At 66.5% G+C, this 18,270-nt stretch carries 16 protein-coding genes; 8 read left to right on the top strand and 8 right to left on the bottom strand.

Annotated features, from left to right (window positions below; all coding sequences use genetic code 11):
* Positions 1-174: 174 nt before the first annotated feature.
* The 6 genes from BA190_RS23220 (at position 175) to xylB (ending at position 6,736) form a co-directional block, all read left to right on the top strand.
* Positions 175-951: a TSUP family transporter gene (locus BA190_RS23220; protein WP_068293162.1), complete on the top strand. Its 777-nt coding sequence runs from the start codon at positions 175-177 to the stop codon at positions 949-951.
* Positions 952-1,108: 157 nt separating this feature from the next.
* Positions 1,109-1,375, top strand: a complete 267-nt coding sequence (rpsT, locus tag BA190_RS23215; RefSeq protein WP_068292962.1) for a 30S ribosomal protein S20 — start codon at positions 1,109-1,111, stop codon at positions 1,373-1,375.
* A 934-nt stretch (positions 1,376-2,309) separates the two neighbouring features.
* Positions 2,310-2,756: a rhodanese-like domain-containing protein gene (locus BA190_RS23210; protein ID WP_068292959.1), complete on the top strand. Its 447-nt coding sequence runs from the start codon at positions 2,310-2,312 to the stop codon at positions 2,754-2,756.
* 89 nt (positions 2,757-2,845) lie between these two features.
* Complete coding sequence (gene dnaA / locus BA190_RS23205; RefSeq protein ID WP_082979981.1) at positions 2,846-4,351, top strand: chromosomal replication initiator protein DnaA; 1,506 nt, start codon at positions 2,846-2,848, stop codon at positions 4,349-4,351.
* A gap of 138 nt (positions 4,352-4,489) precedes the next feature.
* On the top strand, positions 4,490-5,161 hold the full coding sequence (locus BA190_RS23200; RefSeq protein WP_068292957.1) for a hypothetical protein: 672 nt from the start codon (positions 4,490-4,492) through the stop codon (positions 5,159-5,161).
* A 111-nt stretch (positions 5,162-5,272) separates the two neighbouring features.
* Positions 5,273-6,736, top strand: coding sequence for a xylulokinase (gene xylB, locus BA190_RS23195; RefSeq protein ID WP_371260376.1), 1,464 nt, complete (start codon positions 5,273-5,275; stop codon positions 6,734-6,736).
* Between the two features lie 157 nt (positions 6,737-6,893).
* Here xylB and BA190_RS23190 read toward each other — a convergent pair whose 3' ends face one another.
* The 5 genes from BA190_RS23190 to BA190_RS23170 all read right to left on the bottom strand — a co-directional run bounded on the left by BA190_RS23190 (position 6,894) and on the right by BA190_RS23170 (position 12,917).
* A complete protein-coding gene (locus BA190_RS23190) occupies positions 6,894-8,465 on the bottom strand; it encodes a Na+/H+ antiporter (RefSeq protein ID WP_068293146.1) in 1,572 nt (523 codons plus the stop codon).
* A gap of 159 nt (positions 8,466-8,624) precedes the next feature.
* Positions 8,625-9,071, bottom strand: coding sequence for a DsrE family protein (locus BA190_RS23185; RefSeq protein WP_068292954.1), 447 nt, complete (start codon positions 9,069-9,071; stop codon positions 8,625-8,627).
* 112 nt (positions 9,072-9,183) lie between these two features.
* Positions 9,184-9,813, bottom strand: coding sequence for a hypothetical protein (locus tag BA190_RS23180; protein ID WP_068292951.1), 630 nt, complete (start codon positions 9,811-9,813; stop codon positions 9,184-9,186).
* A 115-nt stretch (positions 9,814-9,928) separates the two neighbouring features.
* Complete coding sequence (locus BA190_RS23175) at positions 9,929-11,578, bottom strand: heme biosynthesis protein HemY (RefSeq protein ID WP_068292947.1); 1,650 nt, start codon at positions 11,576-11,578, stop codon at positions 9,929-9,931.
* Positions 11,579-11,585: 7 nt separating this feature from the next.
* The gene (locus tag BA190_RS23170; RefSeq protein ID WP_156771669.1) at positions 11,586-12,917 is read right to left on the bottom strand and encodes a COG4223 family protein; all 1,332 of its coding nucleotides are present in this window, start codon (positions 12,915-12,917) and stop codon (positions 11,586-11,588) included.
* Between the two features lie 328 nt (positions 12,918-13,245).
* Between BA190_RS23170 and BA190_RS23165 the strand changes: the two genes are divergently transcribed.
* Positions 13,246-14,688, top strand: coding sequence for an amidohydrolase (locus tag BA190_RS23165; RefSeq protein ID WP_068292940.1), 1,443 nt, complete (start codon positions 13,246-13,248; stop codon positions 14,686-14,688).
* 36 nt (positions 14,689-14,724) lie between these two features.
* Here the strand turns inward: BA190_RS23165 and BA190_RS23160 are convergent, their stop codons facing one another.
* The 3 genes from BA190_RS23160 to BA190_RS23150 all read right to left on the bottom strand — a co-directional run bounded on the left by BA190_RS23160 (position 14,725) and on the right by BA190_RS23150 (position 16,814).
* On the bottom strand, positions 14,725-15,426 hold the full coding sequence (locus BA190_RS23160) for a uroporphyrinogen-III synthase (protein WP_162275187.1): 702 nt from the start codon (positions 15,424-15,426) through the stop codon (positions 14,725-14,727).
* 64 nt (positions 15,427-15,490) lie between these two features.
* Complete coding sequence (gene hemC / locus BA190_RS23155) at positions 15,491-16,414, bottom strand: hydroxymethylbilane synthase (RefSeq protein ID WP_068293142.1); 924 nt, start codon at positions 16,412-16,414, stop codon at positions 15,491-15,493.
* A gap of 163 nt (positions 16,415-16,577) precedes the next feature.
* A complete protein-coding gene (locus BA190_RS23150) occupies positions 16,578-16,814 on the bottom strand; it encodes a hypothetical protein (RefSeq protein ID WP_068292934.1) in 237 nt (78 codons plus the stop codon).
* Between the two features lie 456 nt (positions 16,815-17,270).
* Between BA190_RS23150 and BA190_RS23145 the strand changes: the two genes are divergently transcribed.
* Positions 17,271-18,212 (top strand): alpha/beta fold hydrolase, encoded by a 942-nt coding sequence (locus tag BA190_RS23145; protein WP_068292931.1) that lies wholly within the window; start codon positions 17,271-17,273, stop codon positions 18,210-18,212.
* Positions 18,213-18,270: the final 58 nt, after the last annotated feature.

Here is an 18,270-nt window from a genome sequence, read left to right as displayed (position 1 = left end):
ACAACCCCCCTGAGTCCTTGCCGACGCCGCTTCCAACGGCGCGAATGCCTTGCCAAGTGCCCTGCAATGGCCTAGCCGGAGGCTCTCCCGCCTTCCGGACCTCCAAGCGTGCCGGCTGCAGGCCTCTTGGAAGGAAGATCCTCGCTCGTGGAATTGACCTGGACTCTCATCGCCATGCTGGGCGCCGTCGGCCTGGTGGCCGGCTTCGTCGATGCCCTCGCCGGCGGCGGCGGCCTCTTGACCATCCCTGCCCTGCTGCTCTCCGGGCTCGACCCCGTGGCGGCGCTCGCCACCAACAAGCTGCAGTCGAGCTTCGGTTCGGGCTCGGCGGTGATCGCCTTTGCCCGGCGCGGCCATATCGACTTTCACCAGACGCGCTGGATGGTGGTGACGACCTTGCTCGGCGCCTGCCTGGGCGTGGCTGCCGTCAGCGTCGCACCGCTGTCACTGCTCTCGGCGGCTCTGCCGGTGTTGCTGATCGCCATGGCGCTCTATTTCGCCTTCTCCTCCCGCTTCTCGCCCAAGGCCGGCATCGAGGACGGCAAGGCCCGCATGAGCCCAGGCCTGTTCACCCTTACCATGGCGCCGCTCATCGGCTTCTATGACGGCCTGTTCGGCCCGGGCACCGGCTCCTTCTTCATGCTCGCCTTCGTGGCGCTGTGCGGCTATGGCGTCATCCATGCCACCGCCAACACCAAGCTCCTCAACTTCACCTCCAATTTCGCCTCGCTGATCCTGTTCATCCTGGCAGGCAAGATCGTCTGGGTGGTCGGCCTGGTCATGGGCGTGGGCCAGTTCCTCGGGGCCCAGGCCGGCTCCTATATGGCGGTGCGCCAGGGCGCGCGGGTGATCAGGCCCCTCCTGGTGCTGGTGTGCTGCTCGGTTGCCGTCAAATTGCTGCTCGACCCGGCCAATCCCTTGCATCAGGCCGTTATTTCGCTGTTTCAGTGAAGTCCATCGTTGACGCCGAAGCCATTGGGATGTAAAGAGCCGCCTTCCAATAGCGAGCGCCCGAAGCGCTCGCGGCTTATCATTTTCAGGCAACGCACGGCCTTTCGGCGATCTTTCGGGATCGTTATGGATGCGGCCGGCTTAACAGGCAGGGATCATGGCCAATACGAAGTCGGCCAAGAAGGCTACGCGCAAGATCGAAGTGCGCACCGCAGTGAACAAGGCGCGCCGCTCGCGTATGCGCACCTTCATCCGCAATGTCGAGGACGCCGTCGCTGCCGGCGACCAGGTCAAGGCTGCCGACGCGCTGAAGAGCGCCGAGCCGGAAATCATGCGCGCTGCCCAGAAGGGCGTGCTGCCGGCCAACACGGCGTCGCGCAAGGTGTCGCGCCTGGCCCATGCCGTGAAGAAGCTCAGCGCCTGAGTCGAACGGCGGAAGTCGAATAGAGGCAGGCGATCAAGCCGCTTTATTTAATTTCCCTTAGGTGAAGAAACCCGGCCCGCAAGGCCGGGTTTTTCTTGTTGAGCTTTACCGGCGGAAGGGAAGGACCGCGCTCGGAACCTGCGGCCCTTTCCGGTAGCGCACGACATTGTTCCGGCTCCGTCCCTGCCTGACCGACGTTCCAGACAACGCAGTGGACGGCGTCCTGGAAACATTTGTTCCGGGTGGAGTGCCGCCGGAAACCGCGACCCATGATTGTCATTGTCACGTAACAATATTCGACAATTAAGGTATCATAATACTAACAACGCTGAACTGGGCAATCTTTCCCCTTGACTCAAGGTTTGGCTGAGATGCCCATCACCCCTCCGTGGTCGGTCAAAATTTCTCCATATATTTCATAGCTTTATGGGATAAGAGAAAAGTAGCCCGGCAGCCATCCCGGCACGCGCCGGGCAAATTACGAAGCCTCGCAATCTTTACGCATCCGAAATGAATATTTTTGAGTCATTTTGCCGCCTCCATGATTCCATCGACTCCTCAACACCTTGCGGCTGTGGCAGTCAAAGCGCCTGCTGTCCGAATCGGGAACATTGAGGGGCCATTAACGAATCATTGAGATTTGCCTGTTGCACCCGACTGGGCCGGTTCGGTATGTTTTTTCTCGGAACGGGTCATGTGTAGGTTCCTTCCCGATATTGCGAGCGGACGTCCGTCCATTCCGGGGCATCGGTGAGGTATGCTTTGATGGCTACGTATAGTTTTGAAAACAGTAAGGTAATAGCGTCGGCATTCGATTGCTGCTTTCGAAACCAATAATGAGATGGACCTTCTGGTGAAGCGTCCCGTGCCGGCGTTACACGGCATGTTGTGTATAATTACGAACGAAGTCTGAAGAAGACGGAATTGGGGTGTCATGTCGTCGGGGTGGTTGAATGACTATGCGGGAGACGTTTCGGCGCAGGAAGCCTATGAGCTCCTCAGCCAGCAGCCTAAGGCACAGCTTGTCGATGTCCGTACCCGGGCCGAATGGTCGTTCGTTGGCGTTCCCGACCTCTCCGCGCTCGGCAAGGAACCTGTCCTCGCCGAGTGGCAGCGCTACCCCAGCATGGAAGTCGCTACCGATTTCGTCTCCCAGCTCGAGCGCGAACTCGAGCGCCGTGGCGTCGGACAGGACCAGCCCGTCCTGTTCCTCTGCCGTTCGGGCGCTCGTTCGCTCGCGGCCGCCCAGGCCATGTTGGCTGCCGGTTGGAAGGGTGCTCGCAACATAGCCGCGGGCTTCGAGGGCCCGATGGATGCTTCGCGGCATCGTGGCATTGTCGAAGGCTGGAAAGCCTCCGGTTTGCCCTGGATCCAGTCCTAAAAAAACCAATTCGCGCTCTGCAGCCGCCGGTCCAGGACCGGAAAAGGCCGGAGCTGTTTCTTGAACTCATTTTGCCAGACGATAGCCCTATGACCTCGAGCGAACGCCTGTCAGTCATTGCCAGCCAAACCGCAAAAGCCGTTTCCGGCCTGGATTCCGATTCCTCCGTCGCCGATGGCGCAATCCAGCCGGCAGCGGCCTGGGATCGCGTCAAGCGCCGCCTGCGCGCCGAATATGGCGAGGACGTGTTTTCCAGCTGGTTCGCCCGCCTGGAACTCGACGCCGTCATCGACGACACCGTGAATCTGTCGGTACCGACCCGCTTCCTGCGCAGCTGGATCCAGGCGCACTACATCGACAAGATCCTTGGCCTTCTGTCGACCGAACTGCCGGGCACGGGCCATATCGCGCTCAATGTCCGCACCGCCGTGGCCCGCCCGCTGGCAGCGCGCGATGCTGCGCCATGCGCCAAGCCCGCCGGCGAGACGGCGGCCGCCAAGCCGGCCGTCCCCTTCCTGCGGGCGGTGGAAACGCCGGCACGCGAGGACGACCTTGCCGGTTCCCCGCTCGACCGGCGCATGTCGTTCGAAGCCTATTTCATCGGCCGATCCAACGCGCTCGCCCATGCCGCGGCCCTGCAGGTCGCCAAGGCCGGCGCAGCCGATCCGCTGCCCTATAATCCGCTGTTCATCCATGCCTCGGTGGGCCTGGGCAAGTCGCATCTGATCCAGGCCATCGCCCATCAGTCCGAGCTCCAGGGCAAGCGCGCCCTCTACCTTACGGCCGAGCGCTTCATGTATGGCTTCGTCGCCGCCCTCAAGGCGCAGACGGCCATCCAGTTCAAGGAAAAGCTGCGCGCCATCGACCTGCTCGTCATCGACGACCTGCAGTTCCTGGCCGGCAAGTCGATCCAGCAGGAATTCTGCCACACCCTCAACGCCCTGATCGACGGCGGCAAGCAGGTCGTGGTCGCGGCCGATCGGCCGCCGGCGGATCTGGAGACCCTGGACGAACGGGTGCGCTCGCGCCTGTCGGGCGGCCTTGTGGTGGAGATCGGCGCGCTCGACGAGGAACTGCGCATCAAGATCCTGAAGGCCCGCATCGAGGCGGCCCGGGCCCACCACGCCAATTTCGACGTGCCCGACAATGTCGTGGCCTATGTCGCCCACCAGGTCACCACCAATGGCCGCGACCTGGACGGCGCCGTCAACCGCCTGCTCGCCCACTCCGCTTTGTCCGGCTCGGGCATGTCGCTGGAGACGGCCGAGGCCGCCATCCGCGATCTCGTCAAGAACCGGGAGCCGCGCCGGGTCAAGATCGAGGACATCCAGCGTATCGTGGCCAAGCACTACAATGTCAGCCGGGCCGACATCCTGTCGCTGCGCCGCACTGCCACGGTGGTGAAGCCGCGCCAGGTCGCGATGTATCTCGCCAAATCGCTGACGCCGCGTTCCCTGCCCGAAATCGGCCGTCGCTTCGGCGGGCGCGACCACACCACGGTGCTGCATGCCGTGCGAAAGATCGAGGGCCTGGTCGGTAAGGACACCGGCCTGGCCGAAGAAGTGGATCTGCTGCGCCGGCTCCTCTCGGAATAGAAGGCCGGCGCCTGGTCGGCGGCGGGAGGTCGGCCATCGCCGGCATCTTGCCATCGGCCATGCATGGGCTTAACCCAGTTCTTGCTTGTTGCAGGAACTGGAGGTGGATTTATGGCTCGACCGGTGCGGACGATTCCGATGTCATCTCCGGCCGCGCACATCCGCTGGCTCGCCTGTCTTGCGGCACTGGTCGTGCCGGGGCTCGGCCACGCTCAGGGCAAGGTTCAGGACGATGATCAGGGCATGGGCGTCCTGAAAGTCTTCATGACGAGCCAGAGCTACCGGGACATCACCGGCAAAGCCCTTTCAGGCATCCCGCCGGCCATCTTCACACGCTGTCCGACGCTGGTGGCGCGGGATTCTTCCGTCACCATCCTTCAGCCCGTATCCGCCGGCCCGCAGGGTAGCCCCGCTGCGGGACGATGGAAGCAATCCTTTCCGATCAGCGGCTGCGGCAACGACACCGTGCTCAATCTCTATTTCTCGGTGGCAGCCGACGGCAAGCCCCAGGCCGGTGCCGCCTTGCCCGGCACCACGCTCGCCGATCCGCTGCTCCAGCGAGACGCGCTGCTCTATGCCAATCTCGGCGCCACGCGTGCCGTGGCCGACTGCAAGAATTTTCTGGTCATCGATACCAAGGCTCCGGCTTCGAGTCCCCCGCCTGGAACGGGCGGGGGCCTCAAGGCGCCCTGGTCCGAAACCTGGACGCTGAGCGGCTGCAACCGCAAGGTCGATGTCCGCATGGACTTCATCCCCGATTCCACCGGCACGACGATCGCGCCGCGCGACGCGGTGATCCGGCCCGACTGATGCCGGCCGGGGCAGCGCCCCAATCTTCCCCCTTGCATCGCCGGCGCGATACGGGCAAAGGCGCAAACGACCCTTTGTTTCGGCGCCGCTTGCGGCCCCCACCAGATTGAGATGATCGCCATGCTCTATCTCGGCCTCGATATCGGAACCTCGGCCGTCAAGGCCGTCATCGTCGACGAATACGAGACCGTGCTGGCCGAGAGCGAGCAGCCTCTCTCCCTGTCGCGGCCCGGGCCAGGCCTCAGCGAGCAGAACGCCGATGACTGGATCGCCGCGATCGAAGCCATCCTGACGCGCTGGCGGGCCGAGCAGCCCGCTCTGCTGGCCGGCGTGGAGGGTATTGGCCTGTCCGGCCAGATGCACGGCTCCGTCTGCCTCGATGCCGAGGACCGGCCGCTCGGCCCGGTGATGCTGTGGAACGACGGACGCGCCGCGGCAGAGGCCGCCGAGCTCAACCGCGAGCATCCCGAACTCGCCTGGCAACTCGGCGTACCGGCCGCCCCCGGCTTCACCGCACCCAAATTGCTGTGGCTCGCCCGCCACCAGCCGGCGCTGCGCGCCCGTCTGAAGCGGGTGCTGCTGCCCAAGGATTTCGTGCGCCTGTGGCTGACCGGCGAGCATGTCAGCGAAATGTCGGACGCGGCGGGAAGCTGGTGGCTCGACCAGGCCCGGCGCGACTGGTCCGATGCGGCGCTGGCGGCAACCGGCGTCGAGCGCAGCCAGGTGCCGCGCCTGATCGAAGGCACCGAAATCTCCGGCCGGCTGCGCCCGGCGCTGGCCAATCGGCTCGGCTTCAAGCCCGGCATCCCGGTGGCCGGCGGCGCGGGCGACGCCATGGCGGGAGCGATCGGCATCGGCACCATTGCCGACGGTGCCTTCCTCTCGATCGGCACCTCCGGCCAGTTCTTCGTGCCCGGAACCGACTATCGACCGCTGCCCGACAAGTTCCTGCATACGTTCTGTCATGCCGTGCCCGGCCATTGGGTGCAGATGGCCGCCCTGCTCAACGGTGCCTCCTGCCTCGCCTGGGCCGCGGGACTGGTGGGCGAGCCGATCGAGAAGCTGCTGGCCGACGTCGCCGCCCAGCCCTCCGGCCCGGGCCGTGTGATGTTCCTGCCCTATCTCGCCGGCGAGCGCACCCCGCATAACGATCCGGAGGCGACCGGCCTGTTCACGGGCATGACCGGCGGCACCGGCAAGGCCGACCTGATCCGCGCCGTGCTGGAAGGCGTCGCCTATTCCTTCGCCGATGCGGCGGCCTGCCTCGCCGAAGCCGGTACTGAGCTCAGCGAAGCGGCCGTGATCGGTGGTGGCGCCCGCAGCGCCTTGTGGGTGCAGATCCTCGCCGATGTGCTCGGCCTCAGGCTGAAGCGCTATCGCGGCGGCGAAAAGGGACCGGCCTTCGGTGCCGCCCGCCTGGCACGCGCCGCAGCCAGCGGCGAGCCGATCACCGCCATTGCCACCAAGCCGCCGATCCTGGACGTCGCCGAGCCGCGACCCGAGCTGACGCAGGCCTATGCCGAAAAGGTGTCGGCCTTCCGCCGGCTCTATCAGGCGACGAAGGCGGCGCGCTAGAGCGTTTTGCGATTAGACGGAATCATCTCGAATCGCAAAGACGCGTCGAACCAAAGAGCGAGAGCAAACAAGCGTTTTCCGTGTAAACGCGCTTTGCTCTAGGACAAAATGCGATTTCTCCGGATCGCACTTCTCTCCACCTCGTTGTCGCGGCCCTTCACGCGCTCCGTGCCGCGCCGGCGCTGAGATCGGCCCAGTCGAACTCTTCCTCCAGCACGTAATAGGCATCGTCGCCGATCGCTCCTTCGCGGCGCAGTTCGTTCGCCTTGAGACGCGCGGCGGCGATCGCCTGCCGCCTGAGCGGATTGCCGGGCAGATCCCCGATCTCGCCCTGCAGCGGGCTCGCCTCGCTCAGCTCCACCACCGCCCCATATTCCTTGCACAGCAGCCTGGCATGCTTGGAGTCGTCGTCCTTGATCGCCTCGATGGCGGCGCGATAGGCCTCGGTGCGGGCCCATTTCACCTCCTGGCCGACGGGATCGCCATCGCGCAGATTCATCCAGCGGATCAGCGGCTTGAGCGTCAGGCCCTGCAGGACGAGCGTGCCGAACACCACGCAGAAGGCGGTGAACAGGATGAGGTCGCGATAGGGAAACGGCGTGCCGTCCGCCAGGTGCTCCGGCAGGGCGAAGGCGGCGGCGAGGGTGACGATGCCGCGCATGCCGGCCCAGGAGATGACGATGCCGCCGCGCGCCGTCGGCCGTGCCATCGGCCGCGGCGGGTGGAAACCATAGCGGGAAATCTTGAAACGGACGGCAGTGTTGTAGGTCATCACCCAGAGGAAGCGCACCACGATGACCGTGACCAGCACGGCCAGGGCGACGGCGCAATATTGCAGGCGCAGCCCCATGTCGAGCCGCTCCCAGATCGGGCGCAGTTGCAGGCCGATCAGCACGAAGGCGAAGGCGTTCAGCATGAACACCACCGTCTCCCATACCGCGTAGACGGGCACGCGCAGCCGCGCCGGCATGGGGGCGTCGCGCCGGCGCGCGATGGTCATGGCGTAGCAGACGATGGTGAGGATGCCGGACAGCCCCACCGCTTCCGCCAGCATCCAGACGCCGAAAGTGGTGGCGAACTGCACGATCAGGGCGGTCGGAGCATCGTCGAACCGCCCGATCACATAGGGAAAGGCCAGTCCCATGGCGATGCCCGCGGCGACCGAGCCGAACACCGTGACGAAGAAGGCCGGGCCGATGCCGCCGAGCGAGAAGCCGCCGGAGACCATAGCGATCACGGCGAGGCGATAGATCAGGAGGGCGCTGGCATCGTTGAGCAGGCTCTCGCCCTCGATGATCTTGGTCAGACGATGCGGCAGCTTGACCTGTCGGACGATCGCCGTGGCGGCGGCCGCATCCGGCGGGGCCACGATGGCACCGAGTGCGATCGCCGCCGCCCAGGGCATGCCGGGCACCAGCCAGCGCGCGAGCAGGGCGACGGCGACCGTGGTGACACCGACGGCGACGATCACCAGATTGGCAACCGGCACCCAGTTGTCGCGCAGGTCCCGCAGTGAGGTGTCATAGGCAGCGTCTAGCAGCACGGGCGCGACGAACAGGGTGAGGGCCAGGTGCGGATCCAGCGTCCATTCCGGGCTGTTGGGCACGAAAGCGAGGCAGGCACCGCCAATGGCGAGGAAGGTCGGATAGGGCGCGCCGAGGCGCCGGGCGAGGGTCGACAGCAGGGCAGCGCCCAGCAACAGCAGAATGATCCACTCGAAGGTTTCCATCGCGGCCTCGACATCGTCTCCCGGTTGCATCCGGCAGTTTGCCGAAAGCGTCAAGAGGACATGCGTCAGCTTGTGGCTGGTCAGAGAGGATGGGGTGACGACGCCCAGGCATCTGCCGCATGGCAAGGACGCAAGGCGGTCTGGGATCAGCCGCCGCGACTATGGCCGCAAATAGAGCCAGCCCTCGCCTTGGAGTTCGGCCAGCAGCACCACCCCGCCCTTCTCCGCCACCGCGAAACCGGGCAGCAGGTCGGGAAGGCCGAGCTTCATGCCGTCCATAGTGTGCCGGCAGGCATGGAAGGCAACGCCCTCCTGCACGAGCCGGCTGAAACGTGCCTTGAAATCCTCGTTGCCGCCATCGGCCCGGAAGGCACGCAGGGCCGGGCCGTGCACCACCACGGCCAGTTTCACGCCATCGGGACCGCCCATGCCGTCGACATGGTTGCGCAGATTGCCGAGCACGAAGCCGGCCTTCTCCAGATCGGCGAGATGATAGGCGATGCGCGGCACCGGCTTGGCCTCTGCTGCAAACGAACCGCCGGCGCCGGCAACCAGAATGGCCGGACCGCTTGCCAGCATGGCCCTCACGGCGGTTCTGCGATCCATCGGGACCTCCTGCGAAGCGCGGACTTCCAGTCCGCCCTCCCTTTCCTCAACAACTGTGTTTGGGTCAGGGATAGGCGGACAGGATGTCCGCGCTCCCTTTCGTCGAAGCGGCTCACTGGCCCCGGCGCAGCATCGCCTTCTCGTCCTCGTCCCCGACCAGGGAAAGGCAATCGGTCAGCGCGGTGCGGTCGAGCCGGAACAGCTTGTCGTCCGCGCCGAAGCGCTTGCGCTCGTCGCTGTCCTCGCTGTCGCTGCCGGCCTTCCAGATGCGCGCGCCGTCGGGAATGGCGACGAGGACGGATTTGTCGTTCTTGAGCCTGATGTCAATGGCACCACCGTCGCAATCGACGCTGCAATGGGCCACATTCGCCTTGGCCGCCGGCGACGTGGCGGAGCCGATCGCGCCACAGCCCCCGAACGTCTCGAAATGCGTGCCGGCCTTGCGGAAGGTGACGCCCAGCCCGAGCGTATAACCGGGGTCAGCCCCCTCTTCCGCCGAGCCCGTGACCAACAGGGTCATGGTGCGCACATTCTGCTGCGGATGGCTGCCCAGATGCGCCACGTCATAGGTCCGCCGATAGCAGGCATGGATCCTGTTCTTGCCGATGACGCGGCCGAAAACCTGGCGCTGGAAGGCTTCGTCGGGCGCAGAGCCGGCCGCCAGGGCGGGAGACGCCATGCCCGCCATCAGGGCAAGGGCCACCGGTGCCGACAGAACACGCGTCGGGAAATGACGTCTCATGCGGCCCTCCGGACGACGATGCGCAGCTCGGGATACTCTACGAGATTGCGGGCGCGCTGTCCGTGCGCCCGCGCATTGCACTGCCCGATTTCAAAGATGCCGATAGTTCCCGCTATCAGCCGTTGATCGGGAAACGCACCACCCGGCTCGGCTCTTCCTCCCCCGTGCCCGGATCGTCCGGCACCGGATGGGACGGCACCACGGGCATGGGCGGCGGCGGACGGCGCGGCGGCGGCTTCAACGGTTCGGGCTTGGCAGGCTCGGGCGCCAGGACTTCGATCTTGGCAGGCTCGACCTTCCCCGGTTCGACCTTGGCGGGCTCGACGGGTACCGGCGGCACTTCGGCGGCCGGTTCCACCAGCCTCTCCACCATCGGCAAAGCCGGCTCGACCGGCTTGGTACGCGTCTCGGCCAGCTTGGGCTGCTCGGGTTCGTCGACATCGGCCAGAACGTCGTCGGCATAGGAGACCACCGGTGCGCCCAGGCGTTCGACCGGCGTCTTCCACTCGAAGGCATCGATCCGGCCGGTGACGGGCGAGACCGGCAGCCAGACGTCCGAGACCATGCCATCAGCGGTCCAGACCGGATCGCGCGGGGCTCGTACGGCCCGCGACAGCCATTCGCGCACCTTGCCGGTGGCGCCGTGTTCGGCTTCCTCGATGTCGGCCATCAACAGGCAGACGCGCTCGGTGGCGCCCGATGCCAGCAGGGGCGCCAGCGCCGAGCGGGCAACCGCGAAATCGCGGGCGGAAAGGGCGGCCCGGGCCAGTGCAATCGCCGCCTCCGGATTGCCGGCCATCTGGGCGGCGAGGGTCTGGACGCGGGCATAGCGGTCGCGAGCGGAATCGCCGAGCCGGACATTGGTATAGGCTTCGGCGATGTCGGGATGTGGGGACAGGCGCCAGGCTGTCTCCAGTACCTTGGAAGCCTTGCGGATATCGTTGCCCTCCGAGAGCAGCTTGGCTGCCAGCACGGCGGCAGGCACCAGGCCCGGCGCCAGCTTGAGAGCCTCGAGCACGCTGGCCTTGGCGCCGGCGCGGTCGCGCTCGGCCTGCTCGATTGCCTGGGCGGTGAGCAGCACGGCGCGATGACGCTTGGCCGTCTCCTTGTCGACCAGGCGATGATTGGCGTTGCGGGCCAGGGTCGAGAGCGCGCCGCTCCAATCCTTCTCGATCGACTGGAATTCGAGCAGGGCCGTACCGGCCCAGGGCAGGGTCGGCGAGGTCTTCACCGCCTCGGCGGCGAGCCGGCGGGCGGCATGGGCATCGCCGCGGCGCCGGGCCTCGACGAACAGGCCGCGCAGGCCGAGCGGCTTGGTCTCCGCTTCCGAGAGCATGGCCCGGAAGGCGGCTTCGGCGCCGGCGCGATCACCCGAAAGCTGAGAGGCCTGCGCCCGCAGGAGCAGGGCCAGCGGCTCGGAACCGAGGATACGCTCGGCATCGGAGGCCTGGCGCTGGGCGCGGCGGACATCGCCGGACCCAACGGCGATCATGCCCTGCGTCACCGCATTGAAGCCCTTGGAGCGGCGGCGGGTGCGGAAGAAGCCGGCGACATTGGCGGGCGAACGCAGAAGCCAGCGCAGGAAACCGATAACGGCCATCAGGACGCCGACCAGCACCAGCACGGCGACGGCGGCCCAGACCAGCTTCACCTTATAGGTTGTCAGCCCGACGGTCAGGGCGACCTCGCCCGGCCGGCCGGCCAGCAGATAGAGCCCGTAGGCCGCGAGAGCGAGAACGAGAACGGTGACGAGAGCCCGGATCATCGACGCCTCACGGTTGAGAGAATTTCTGCAGGGCGGCGCCGGTCTGTGCCTTGATCAAGGCCAGGGCTTCGGCGGCTCCCGTGGCCTGGGTGAGCCAGGCGGCGCCGGCCTGCTGGCCCGCCTCCGGCATCGCCCTGAAGGCCGCGATGGCCCCCGTCAGGTCGCCGTTGTGCAAGGCCTTCGAGACCTTTTCGGCCGAGGCGACCGGATCGCCGTCCCCGCCCTCGCCTTCGCGCGTAACCGTGACGATGTTGCCGAGGCTGGCGGTGATACGATCCATCACGCTCGCATCGGACGACAGGGGCTCGGGCTTGGGCGTGAGCGCGGCCTCGATCTTCGGCTTCAGCGCGTCATAGCTGGTGGCCAGGGCCTCGACCGACGGCACACCCGCCGCGGCGAGGCTCGCCAGCGGTGCCAGGGCTCCGGCATCACCACCGAGACCGGTGGCCGTCTGCAATTCGGTGGCGAAGGGCTTGCCGCTGCGGATGGCTTCGCTGACCTGGCCGAGCGCGACGGCATAGGCGGCCGCCTTGTCCGGAGTCGCGCTCACCGTCTGCTTGACCTGCGCGACCTCCTGCGAGAGGCCGTTGGCGGCAGTGCCGACCTGGCGCAGGCCGTCGCCGAGCGTGGCAAGCTCGCCTTCGGCCTTGGCGAGGCGCTCGGTCAGGCCGGAAATGTCGGGACCGGCCGAGGGAGCTGCCGGTGCCGACGAGCCGGCGGCGCTCGCAGCCTTCTGGGCTTCGCCTGCGAGAGTGAGGGCATTGTTCGCTGCTTCCTGCGTCGTCTTGACGCCGGTTTCGAGGGCCGTGAGGCGGTCGAGGACCCCATCCGTGGTCTTCTTGGCGCTGGCGGCTTCCTGCTCGGCCATCGCGAGCCGGGAAGCCAGCCCGTCATCGCCGCCGCCCTTGCCGAGCGGGACGAGGCCAAGGGCGCCAGCCAGCAGCACCAGCACGCCACCGGCGATGCCGCCGGCCAGCGCCGCAGCGAGGGTCGACAAGCCCGACCGGGGCGGCGGGCGAGGAGGCGGAGGCGTGAATTCGGGATCGGGGCGGGGCGGAGGAGCGGAAGCCTCCGGTTCGGCGACTGCCTCGGTGCGCGGCGTATCGCCGCTGGCCTTTTCGCCATCGGCCGATGGCTGCGCCCAGATGGACGGGTTCGCCGTCTCCCCGGCCTCCGCCGCGGCGGCGGGAGCTGTGTCCTCGATCTTCGGCGTCTCGCCGGTGGCGGGCTGTGCCTCGGCGGCAGATTCGGGGCTGGAGGCGGATGCTTCCTCGCCGGTGGCCTGCGTCGGCGGCGCTGTCGACGCTGCGGGCGATTCGACGACTTCCGTGGCGTTCAAATCCAACGTCGCGGGACCGAGGCCTGCGCTTTTCTGCTTTTTTGGCCTGCCTTGCGTGCTGTCTTCCCGTGCCATGCGACCCCCATGGAGACCCCCAACAGGCCCAGCCTATAGCATGAAAACCCGACAAGCCAATTTGCCCGAACCGAAGTGCGCTGGACAGCGACCGGCGTAGGGAGCGAACGCCAAACGCCTTCTCCTCGGCCAAAATCGCTCATGTCAAAACCCTGTCCATGGTCCATAACAGCCTCTAGCCTGCGGCAGCCGGAATCGCGGCCATCGAAGACAATTGGCGGCTCAACCGCCTCGACAGGGAAGAAGCGCAGAGATGACGCAGAATGACCGTCTGACGCTCCAGCACATCATCGAGCGTGTCGACGCCAAGGCGCAATCCTTCTGCGCCTTGAGCGACCGCATCTGGCATATGCCCGAGCTTGCTTTCGAGGAGTATCGGTCCTGCGAGGAGCATGTCGCCGCCCTGGCGGCCGAGGGCTTCCGCATCGCGCGCAAGGCGGGCGGCATCGAGACCGCCTTCATGGCCGAATATGGCGAAGGCGGGCCGGTGCTGGCCTTTCTGGGCGAATATGATGCCCTGCCCGATCTCTCGCAGGCCAAGGGCATCGAAAAGGCCGAGCCGCTGCAGCGCGGTGGTCCCGGCCATGGCTGCGGCCACAACCTCCTCGGCGCCGGCGCGGCCCTGGCCGCGGTAGCCTTGAAGGACGCACTGGCCGCGGCAGGCATCGAGGGCCGCGTGCGCTATTATGGCTGCCCGGCCGAGGAGAGCGGCTCGGGCAAGAGCTTCATGGCACGAGCCGGCGTGTTCGACGATGTCGACGTCGCCTTCTGCTGGCACCCGAATGTCGTCAACGAGGTGGTGGCCGCTTCCAGCCTCGCCTTCATCCAGTGCTATTTCCGCTTCGCCGGCCGCGCCTCGCATGCGGCGGCCAGCCCCCATCTCGGCCGCTCGGCGCTGGACGCGGTGGAACTGATGAACATCGCCGTCAACTATATGCGCGAGCATATGCCGGCAGAAGCGCGCATCCATTACGCCGTCACCAACAGCGGCGGCATCGCGCCCAATGTCGTGCAGGCCAATGCCGAAGTGCTCTATCTGGTGCGCTCTCCCGATATCGCCGAGACCAAGCGCCTGTTCGAGCGCGTCAGGAAGGCGGCCGAGGGCGCCGCCCTGATGACGGAGACGCAAGCCAGTTACCAGGTGACCGATGCCGGGCTCAATCTCGTGCCCAACGAGACCCTGCTCGAAGCCATGCACGACAACATGGTTCGCATCGGCGCCCCGGCTTTCGACGGCGATGACCGCGACTTCGCCGACCGGCTGCGCCGGGTCAGCCTGTCGGACGAGGACATCGCCGCCAGCGTGGCCTCGCACGATCCCGCCCTGGCCGCCCACAGCCTGCACGAAGGCATCCTGCCCATGGCCAGGCATGCCAGCGTGCAGATGGGCAGCACGGATGTCGGCGATGTCAGCTGGATTGCGCCGACGGTACAGTGCCACACCGCCTGCTTTGCGATCGGCACTCCTTTCCACAGCTGGCAATTGGTGACGCAAGGCCTGGAGCCGGCGGCCCACAAGGGCATGGTCGCGGCCGCGAAGGCGCTTGCCAGCACGGCCGCCGACTGCTTGAGCAAGCCAGACCTGATCGCCAGGGCGAAGGCCGAACTCAAGCGGCGCACCGGTGGCCGGCCCTTCGAAAGCCCGATTCCGCCGGAAATCCTGCCCGAACACCTGCATTCGAGCCAGGGCCGCTGATCGCAGCTTGCTCCAACGCGCGAGCCGGGGAAGCGCTCAGATCAACGCCAGCAGCGCATCCTCCTCCGGGCGCGCCGGAAAGGCGACCTCGGCGGCACCGGTGGCCGATATCACTTCGGCCACCTTGCGCGACAGGCACAGATGCCGCACCGGCAGGCGCGCCACGGCCTCGGCGCCACCGGCGCAGGCGATGAAGGCCTCGGCCGTCCGCGCGGAGTAATGCAGCACGCCATCGAGCTTGCCCTGGGCCAGCGCAGCCGCGATCTCGGGCCGGAATCGCGCCGCCTGGTGCGCAGTATAGACGACGGCGAGTTCGATGCGGTGCCCCATTCCCCCCAGGGCCCCGACGAGATCACCGGTGCGGTCGGCCCCGGCCAAATAGAGAGCCCGGTGCGGTTCGCGCCAGGCCTGCCGGACATGGGAAATCAGGCTGGCGACATCGCGCCCGAAGGTCTCGACATCCTCAAAGCCCATGGCGCGGGCGACGGCCCCGGTACGGCGACCGACCGCGATCAGCGGCGTGGCGGTCAGGCCATGGAACTCCGGCCTCTCGTAAAGGGCCGCCAGGGCGTTGCCGCTGGTGACGATGAGCGCATCGAAGCGCCCGGCCGGCAGCGCATCGCCGCCGAACACGATCTCCAGCATCGGCTCGATCACCGGCTCATGGCCCAGAAGCGCAAGCGCCTGCGCCGTCTGCCTTGCCTCCTCGATCGGCCGGGTGACGAGTATGCGCGCCATGATCATCCCTCCGCCGAAAAGCCGCCGGTCGCGCGGTCTGCGCGGCAAGGGGGCATTCCGGCAATCAGCCGGCAAAGAATCCTTCGCCGCCTAATGCACGCAGCTCCTCGCCAGCCGAACGCCCCAGCGCTTCCGCATCGGCGACGCTACCGCTGCGACGGGCCTCGTGCACCTGGCTGCCATCCGGCTTGAGGATGAGGCCGCGAAAGCGGATGGCATCCCCCTCCACCACCGCGTGGCCGGCGATCGGCGTGCGGCAGGAGCCGTCCAGCACGGCGAGGAAGGCCCGCTCCAGCGTCACGGCAAGGTGGGTATCGCGGTGGTCGATACCGGCGACATGGCGAATGGTCTCGCCATCGTCAGCCCGGGTTTCCAGGCAGATCGCGCCCTGGCCGACGGCCGGCAGGAAATCTTCTTCCGACAGGATGGCGCTGGCATGGGCAATGAGGCCGAGCCGCTTCAGGCCGGCCACGGCCAGCAGCGTGGCATCGGCCTGCCCTTCGGCAAGCTTGCGCAGGCGCGTCTCGACATTGCCGCGGAACAGTACGGTCTGGAGGTCGGGCCTGAGATGCTTGACCTGGGCCTGGCGCCGCAGCGCCGCCGTGCCGACCACGGCGCCTTGCGGCAGCTCCGCGAAGGAGGCGATGCCGGGCGCGATCAGGGCATCCCGGACATCCTCACGCTCCAGGAAGCCCGCCAGCATGAGGCCATCGGGCAATATCGTCGGCATGTCCTTGGACGAGTGCACACCGATATCGACCTCGCCGTCTTCCAGAGCCCGCTCGATCTCCTTGGTGAACAGCCCCTTGCCGCCCACTTCCGACAAAGGCCGGTCGCGGATCATGTCGCCGGAGGTCTTGATCACCCGGATCTCGATACGCTCGGGCGCGATCTCCAGGAGACCGGCCAGCAGGGCCTGCGTCTGCCGGGCCTGCGCCAATGCAAGCGGACTGCCTCGCGTGCCGAGGCGCAACAGAATGGACACGATCGATATTTTTCCCAAACAGCTCGCGGCTGCTTAGCGCCGGAGGTTGGGGGAGTCAAAGGCGACCTTATGGAGGAAGATCACAAAGCCTGCATGACGGTGGGCGTTATGCCCTGGACATCGCTCGGCGCGTCGACATCCGGAAGAAGCTGCAACGGTGATTCCGCTAGTGCCGTACCGGGGGAGAGCCGCCGGTGGTGGCAAGCCAGAGGCCGAGTGCGGTGTGCAGGGCCTCGGCGGCTTCAGGCGAGAGGGGCACCTTCAGGACGGCGTCCCCGTCGAAATGGAACTCGGCGAGCACGAAACGACCGCTAGGGGGTGAGGCGAGGCGCAGCAGGCTAGTCAGCACCGGTGCTTCGATCGCTCCACTCTTGCCCTCGAGGTCATCGATATCATCCATCATGTCGACCTACCTTGTTCCCCGGCCCAGGCGCGTCCCCGCGGCACTGTCTGCGTTCGGCGTGAGATCAACGTGAAACACGGCCTGCGTCAGCGACCTGCATCACACGAATTTTGGTCTTGACCAAGCCGCTCGCCTTGCTTCGAGCCGGCTATTTCACTTAACCGGATCGGAAACAAAAAATTCAACAGAGCCATACAGTTAGCATCTTGTACGGATTTATAACACCGCTTGTCGCTCCTTCGATAGAGCAAAATCGCCACAGTCCGTCTCAAATCGACTCACTCCTTGATTCCTCCCCCGGCCGGCCAGCCGCTCCGCGTAAAAAATCATTCGTCCGATGTCGGACAGACCCGCCTGCCGGCGTCCTCTGCCCGACACCCCACGAGCGCAGAACGGCTCGCGCGGCGAAAAATCGGAAACCATCGACCCCATCCGTCGAGACAGGAGTGACGAACCATGCCGAAAGCCTCCATCCTGAAATCCCTGCTGGTTGCCCTTGTGGTCGGTGCCGGCAGCCTGGCCGCCATAGCGGGCGCCGTGGCGGCAACTGAGACGACGACCGAACAGGCACCGGTGAAGAGCGGCCATGTCGAGGCCGGCGGCGTGAACTATTACTACGAGATCCGCGGCAGCGGCGAACCGCTCCTCCTGCTGCATGGCGGCCTCGGCTCGATCGACATGTTCCAGCCCGTCATGCCGGTATTCACAGCTCACCGCCAGATCATCGCCGTCGATCTCCAGGGCCATGGTCGCACGCCGCTCGGCACGCGCCCGATCGACCTCAAGGCCATGGGCGACGATATGGGCCAGATCCTCGCCAAGCTCGGCTATGGCCAGGTCGACGTGTTCGGCTACTCCATGGGCGGCGGCGTCGCCTTCCAGCTCGCAGCCCAGCATCCCGACAAGGTGCGCCGGCTCGTGCTGGTCTCGGCGGGCTTCGCCCAGGACGGCTTCTATCCCGAAATGCTGCCGATGCAGGCCCAGGTCGGCGCCGGCATGGCCGAGATGATGAAGGCCACGCCGATGTACCAGTCCTATGTCAAGGTCGCGCCCGATCCGGCCGAATTCCCGCGCCTGCTCGACGCCATGGGCGCGCTGATGCGCAAGCCCTATGACTGGTCGTCCGACGTGCCGAAGCTGACCATGCCGGTGATGCTGATCTTCGGCGACAGCGACATGTATCGGCCCGAGCACGTGGTCAAGTTCTACCAGCTCCTCGGCGGTGGCCTGCGCGATGCCGGCTGGCAGCGCGAGCACATGGCCAGGAACCGCCTCGCCATCCTGCCGGGCCTGACCCATTACGACATCTTCCTGTCGCCGCAACTCACGGCTGCCGCCCTGCCCTTCCTCGATGGCAAGAGCGAGAACGCCAATTGGAGCGACCAGGCCGGCAAGTGACCACCACGGGGTGCCCCCGGAAAGGGGCTTGAAAGAAGCGGGTTTGTTGCCGATTGTC

The sequence above is a fragment of the Labrys sp. WJW genome (genome assembly GCF_001676615.1).
Lineage (GTDB): Bacteria > Pseudomonadota > Alphaproteobacteria > Rhizobiales > Labraceae > Labrys > Labrys sedimenti.
The sequence above is the reverse complement of the archived record's forward strand: the minus strand, read 5'-3'. Positions and strand labels throughout refer to the sequence as shown.

What these genes read in the sequence shown, in the direction of transcription:
- BA190_RS23220 (WP_068293162.1), top strand. Translation starts at nt 175, where the DNA reads ATGCTGGGCGCCGTCGGCCTGGTGGCCGGCTTCGTCGATGCCCTCGCC.
- rpsT (WP_068292962.1), top strand. Translation starts at nt 1,109, where the DNA reads ATGGCCAATACGAAGTCGGCCAAGAAGGCTACGCGCAAGATCGAAGTG.
- BA190_RS23210 (WP_068292959.1), top strand. Translation starts at nt 2,310, where the DNA reads ATGTCGTCGGGGTGGTTGAATGACTATGCGGGAGACGTTTCGGCGCAG.
- dnaA (WP_082979981.1), top strand. Translation starts at nt 2,846, where the DNA reads ATGACCTCGAGCGAACGCCTGTCAGTCATTGCCAGCCAAACCGCAAAA.
- BA190_RS23200 (WP_068292957.1), top strand. Translation starts at nt 4,490, where the DNA reads ATGTCATCTCCGGCCGCGCACATCCGCTGGCTCGCCTGTCTTGCGGCA.
- xylB (WP_371260376.1), top strand. Translation starts at nt 5,273, where the DNA reads ATGATCGCCATGCTCTATCTCGGCCTCGATATCGGAACCTCGGCCGTC.
- BA190_RS23190 (WP_068293146.1), bottom strand. Translation starts at nt 8,465, where the DNA reads ATGGAAACCTTCGAGTGGATCATTCTGCTGTTGCTGGGCGCTGCCCTG.
- BA190_RS23185 (WP_068292954.1), bottom strand. Translation starts at nt 9,071, where the DNA reads ATGGATCGCAGAACCGCCGTGAGGGCCATGCTGGCAAGCGGTCCGGCC.
- BA190_RS23180 (WP_068292951.1), bottom strand. Translation starts at nt 9,813, where the DNA reads ATGAGACGTCATTTCCCGACGCGTGTTCTGTCGGCACCGGTGGCCCTT.
- BA190_RS23175 (WP_068292947.1), bottom strand. Translation starts at nt 11,578, where the DNA reads ATGATCCGGGCTCTCGTCACCGTTCTCGTTCTCGCTCTCGCGGCCTAC.
- BA190_RS23165 (WP_068292940.1), top strand. Translation starts at nt 13,246, where the DNA reads ATGACGCAGAATGACCGTCTGACGCTCCAGCACATCATCGAGCGTGTC.
- BA190_RS23160 (WP_162275187.1), bottom strand. Translation starts at nt 15,426, where the DNA reads ATGGCGCGCATACTCGTCACCCGGCCGATCGAGGAGGCAAGGCAGACG.
- BA190_RS23150 (WP_068292934.1), bottom strand. Translation starts at nt 16,814, where the DNA reads ATGATGGATGATATCGATGACCTCGAGGGCAAGAGTGGAGCGATCGAA.
- BA190_RS23145 (WP_068292931.1), top strand. Translation starts at nt 17,271, where the DNA reads ATGCCGAAAGCCTCCATCCTGAAATCCCTGCTGGTTGCCCTTGTGGTC.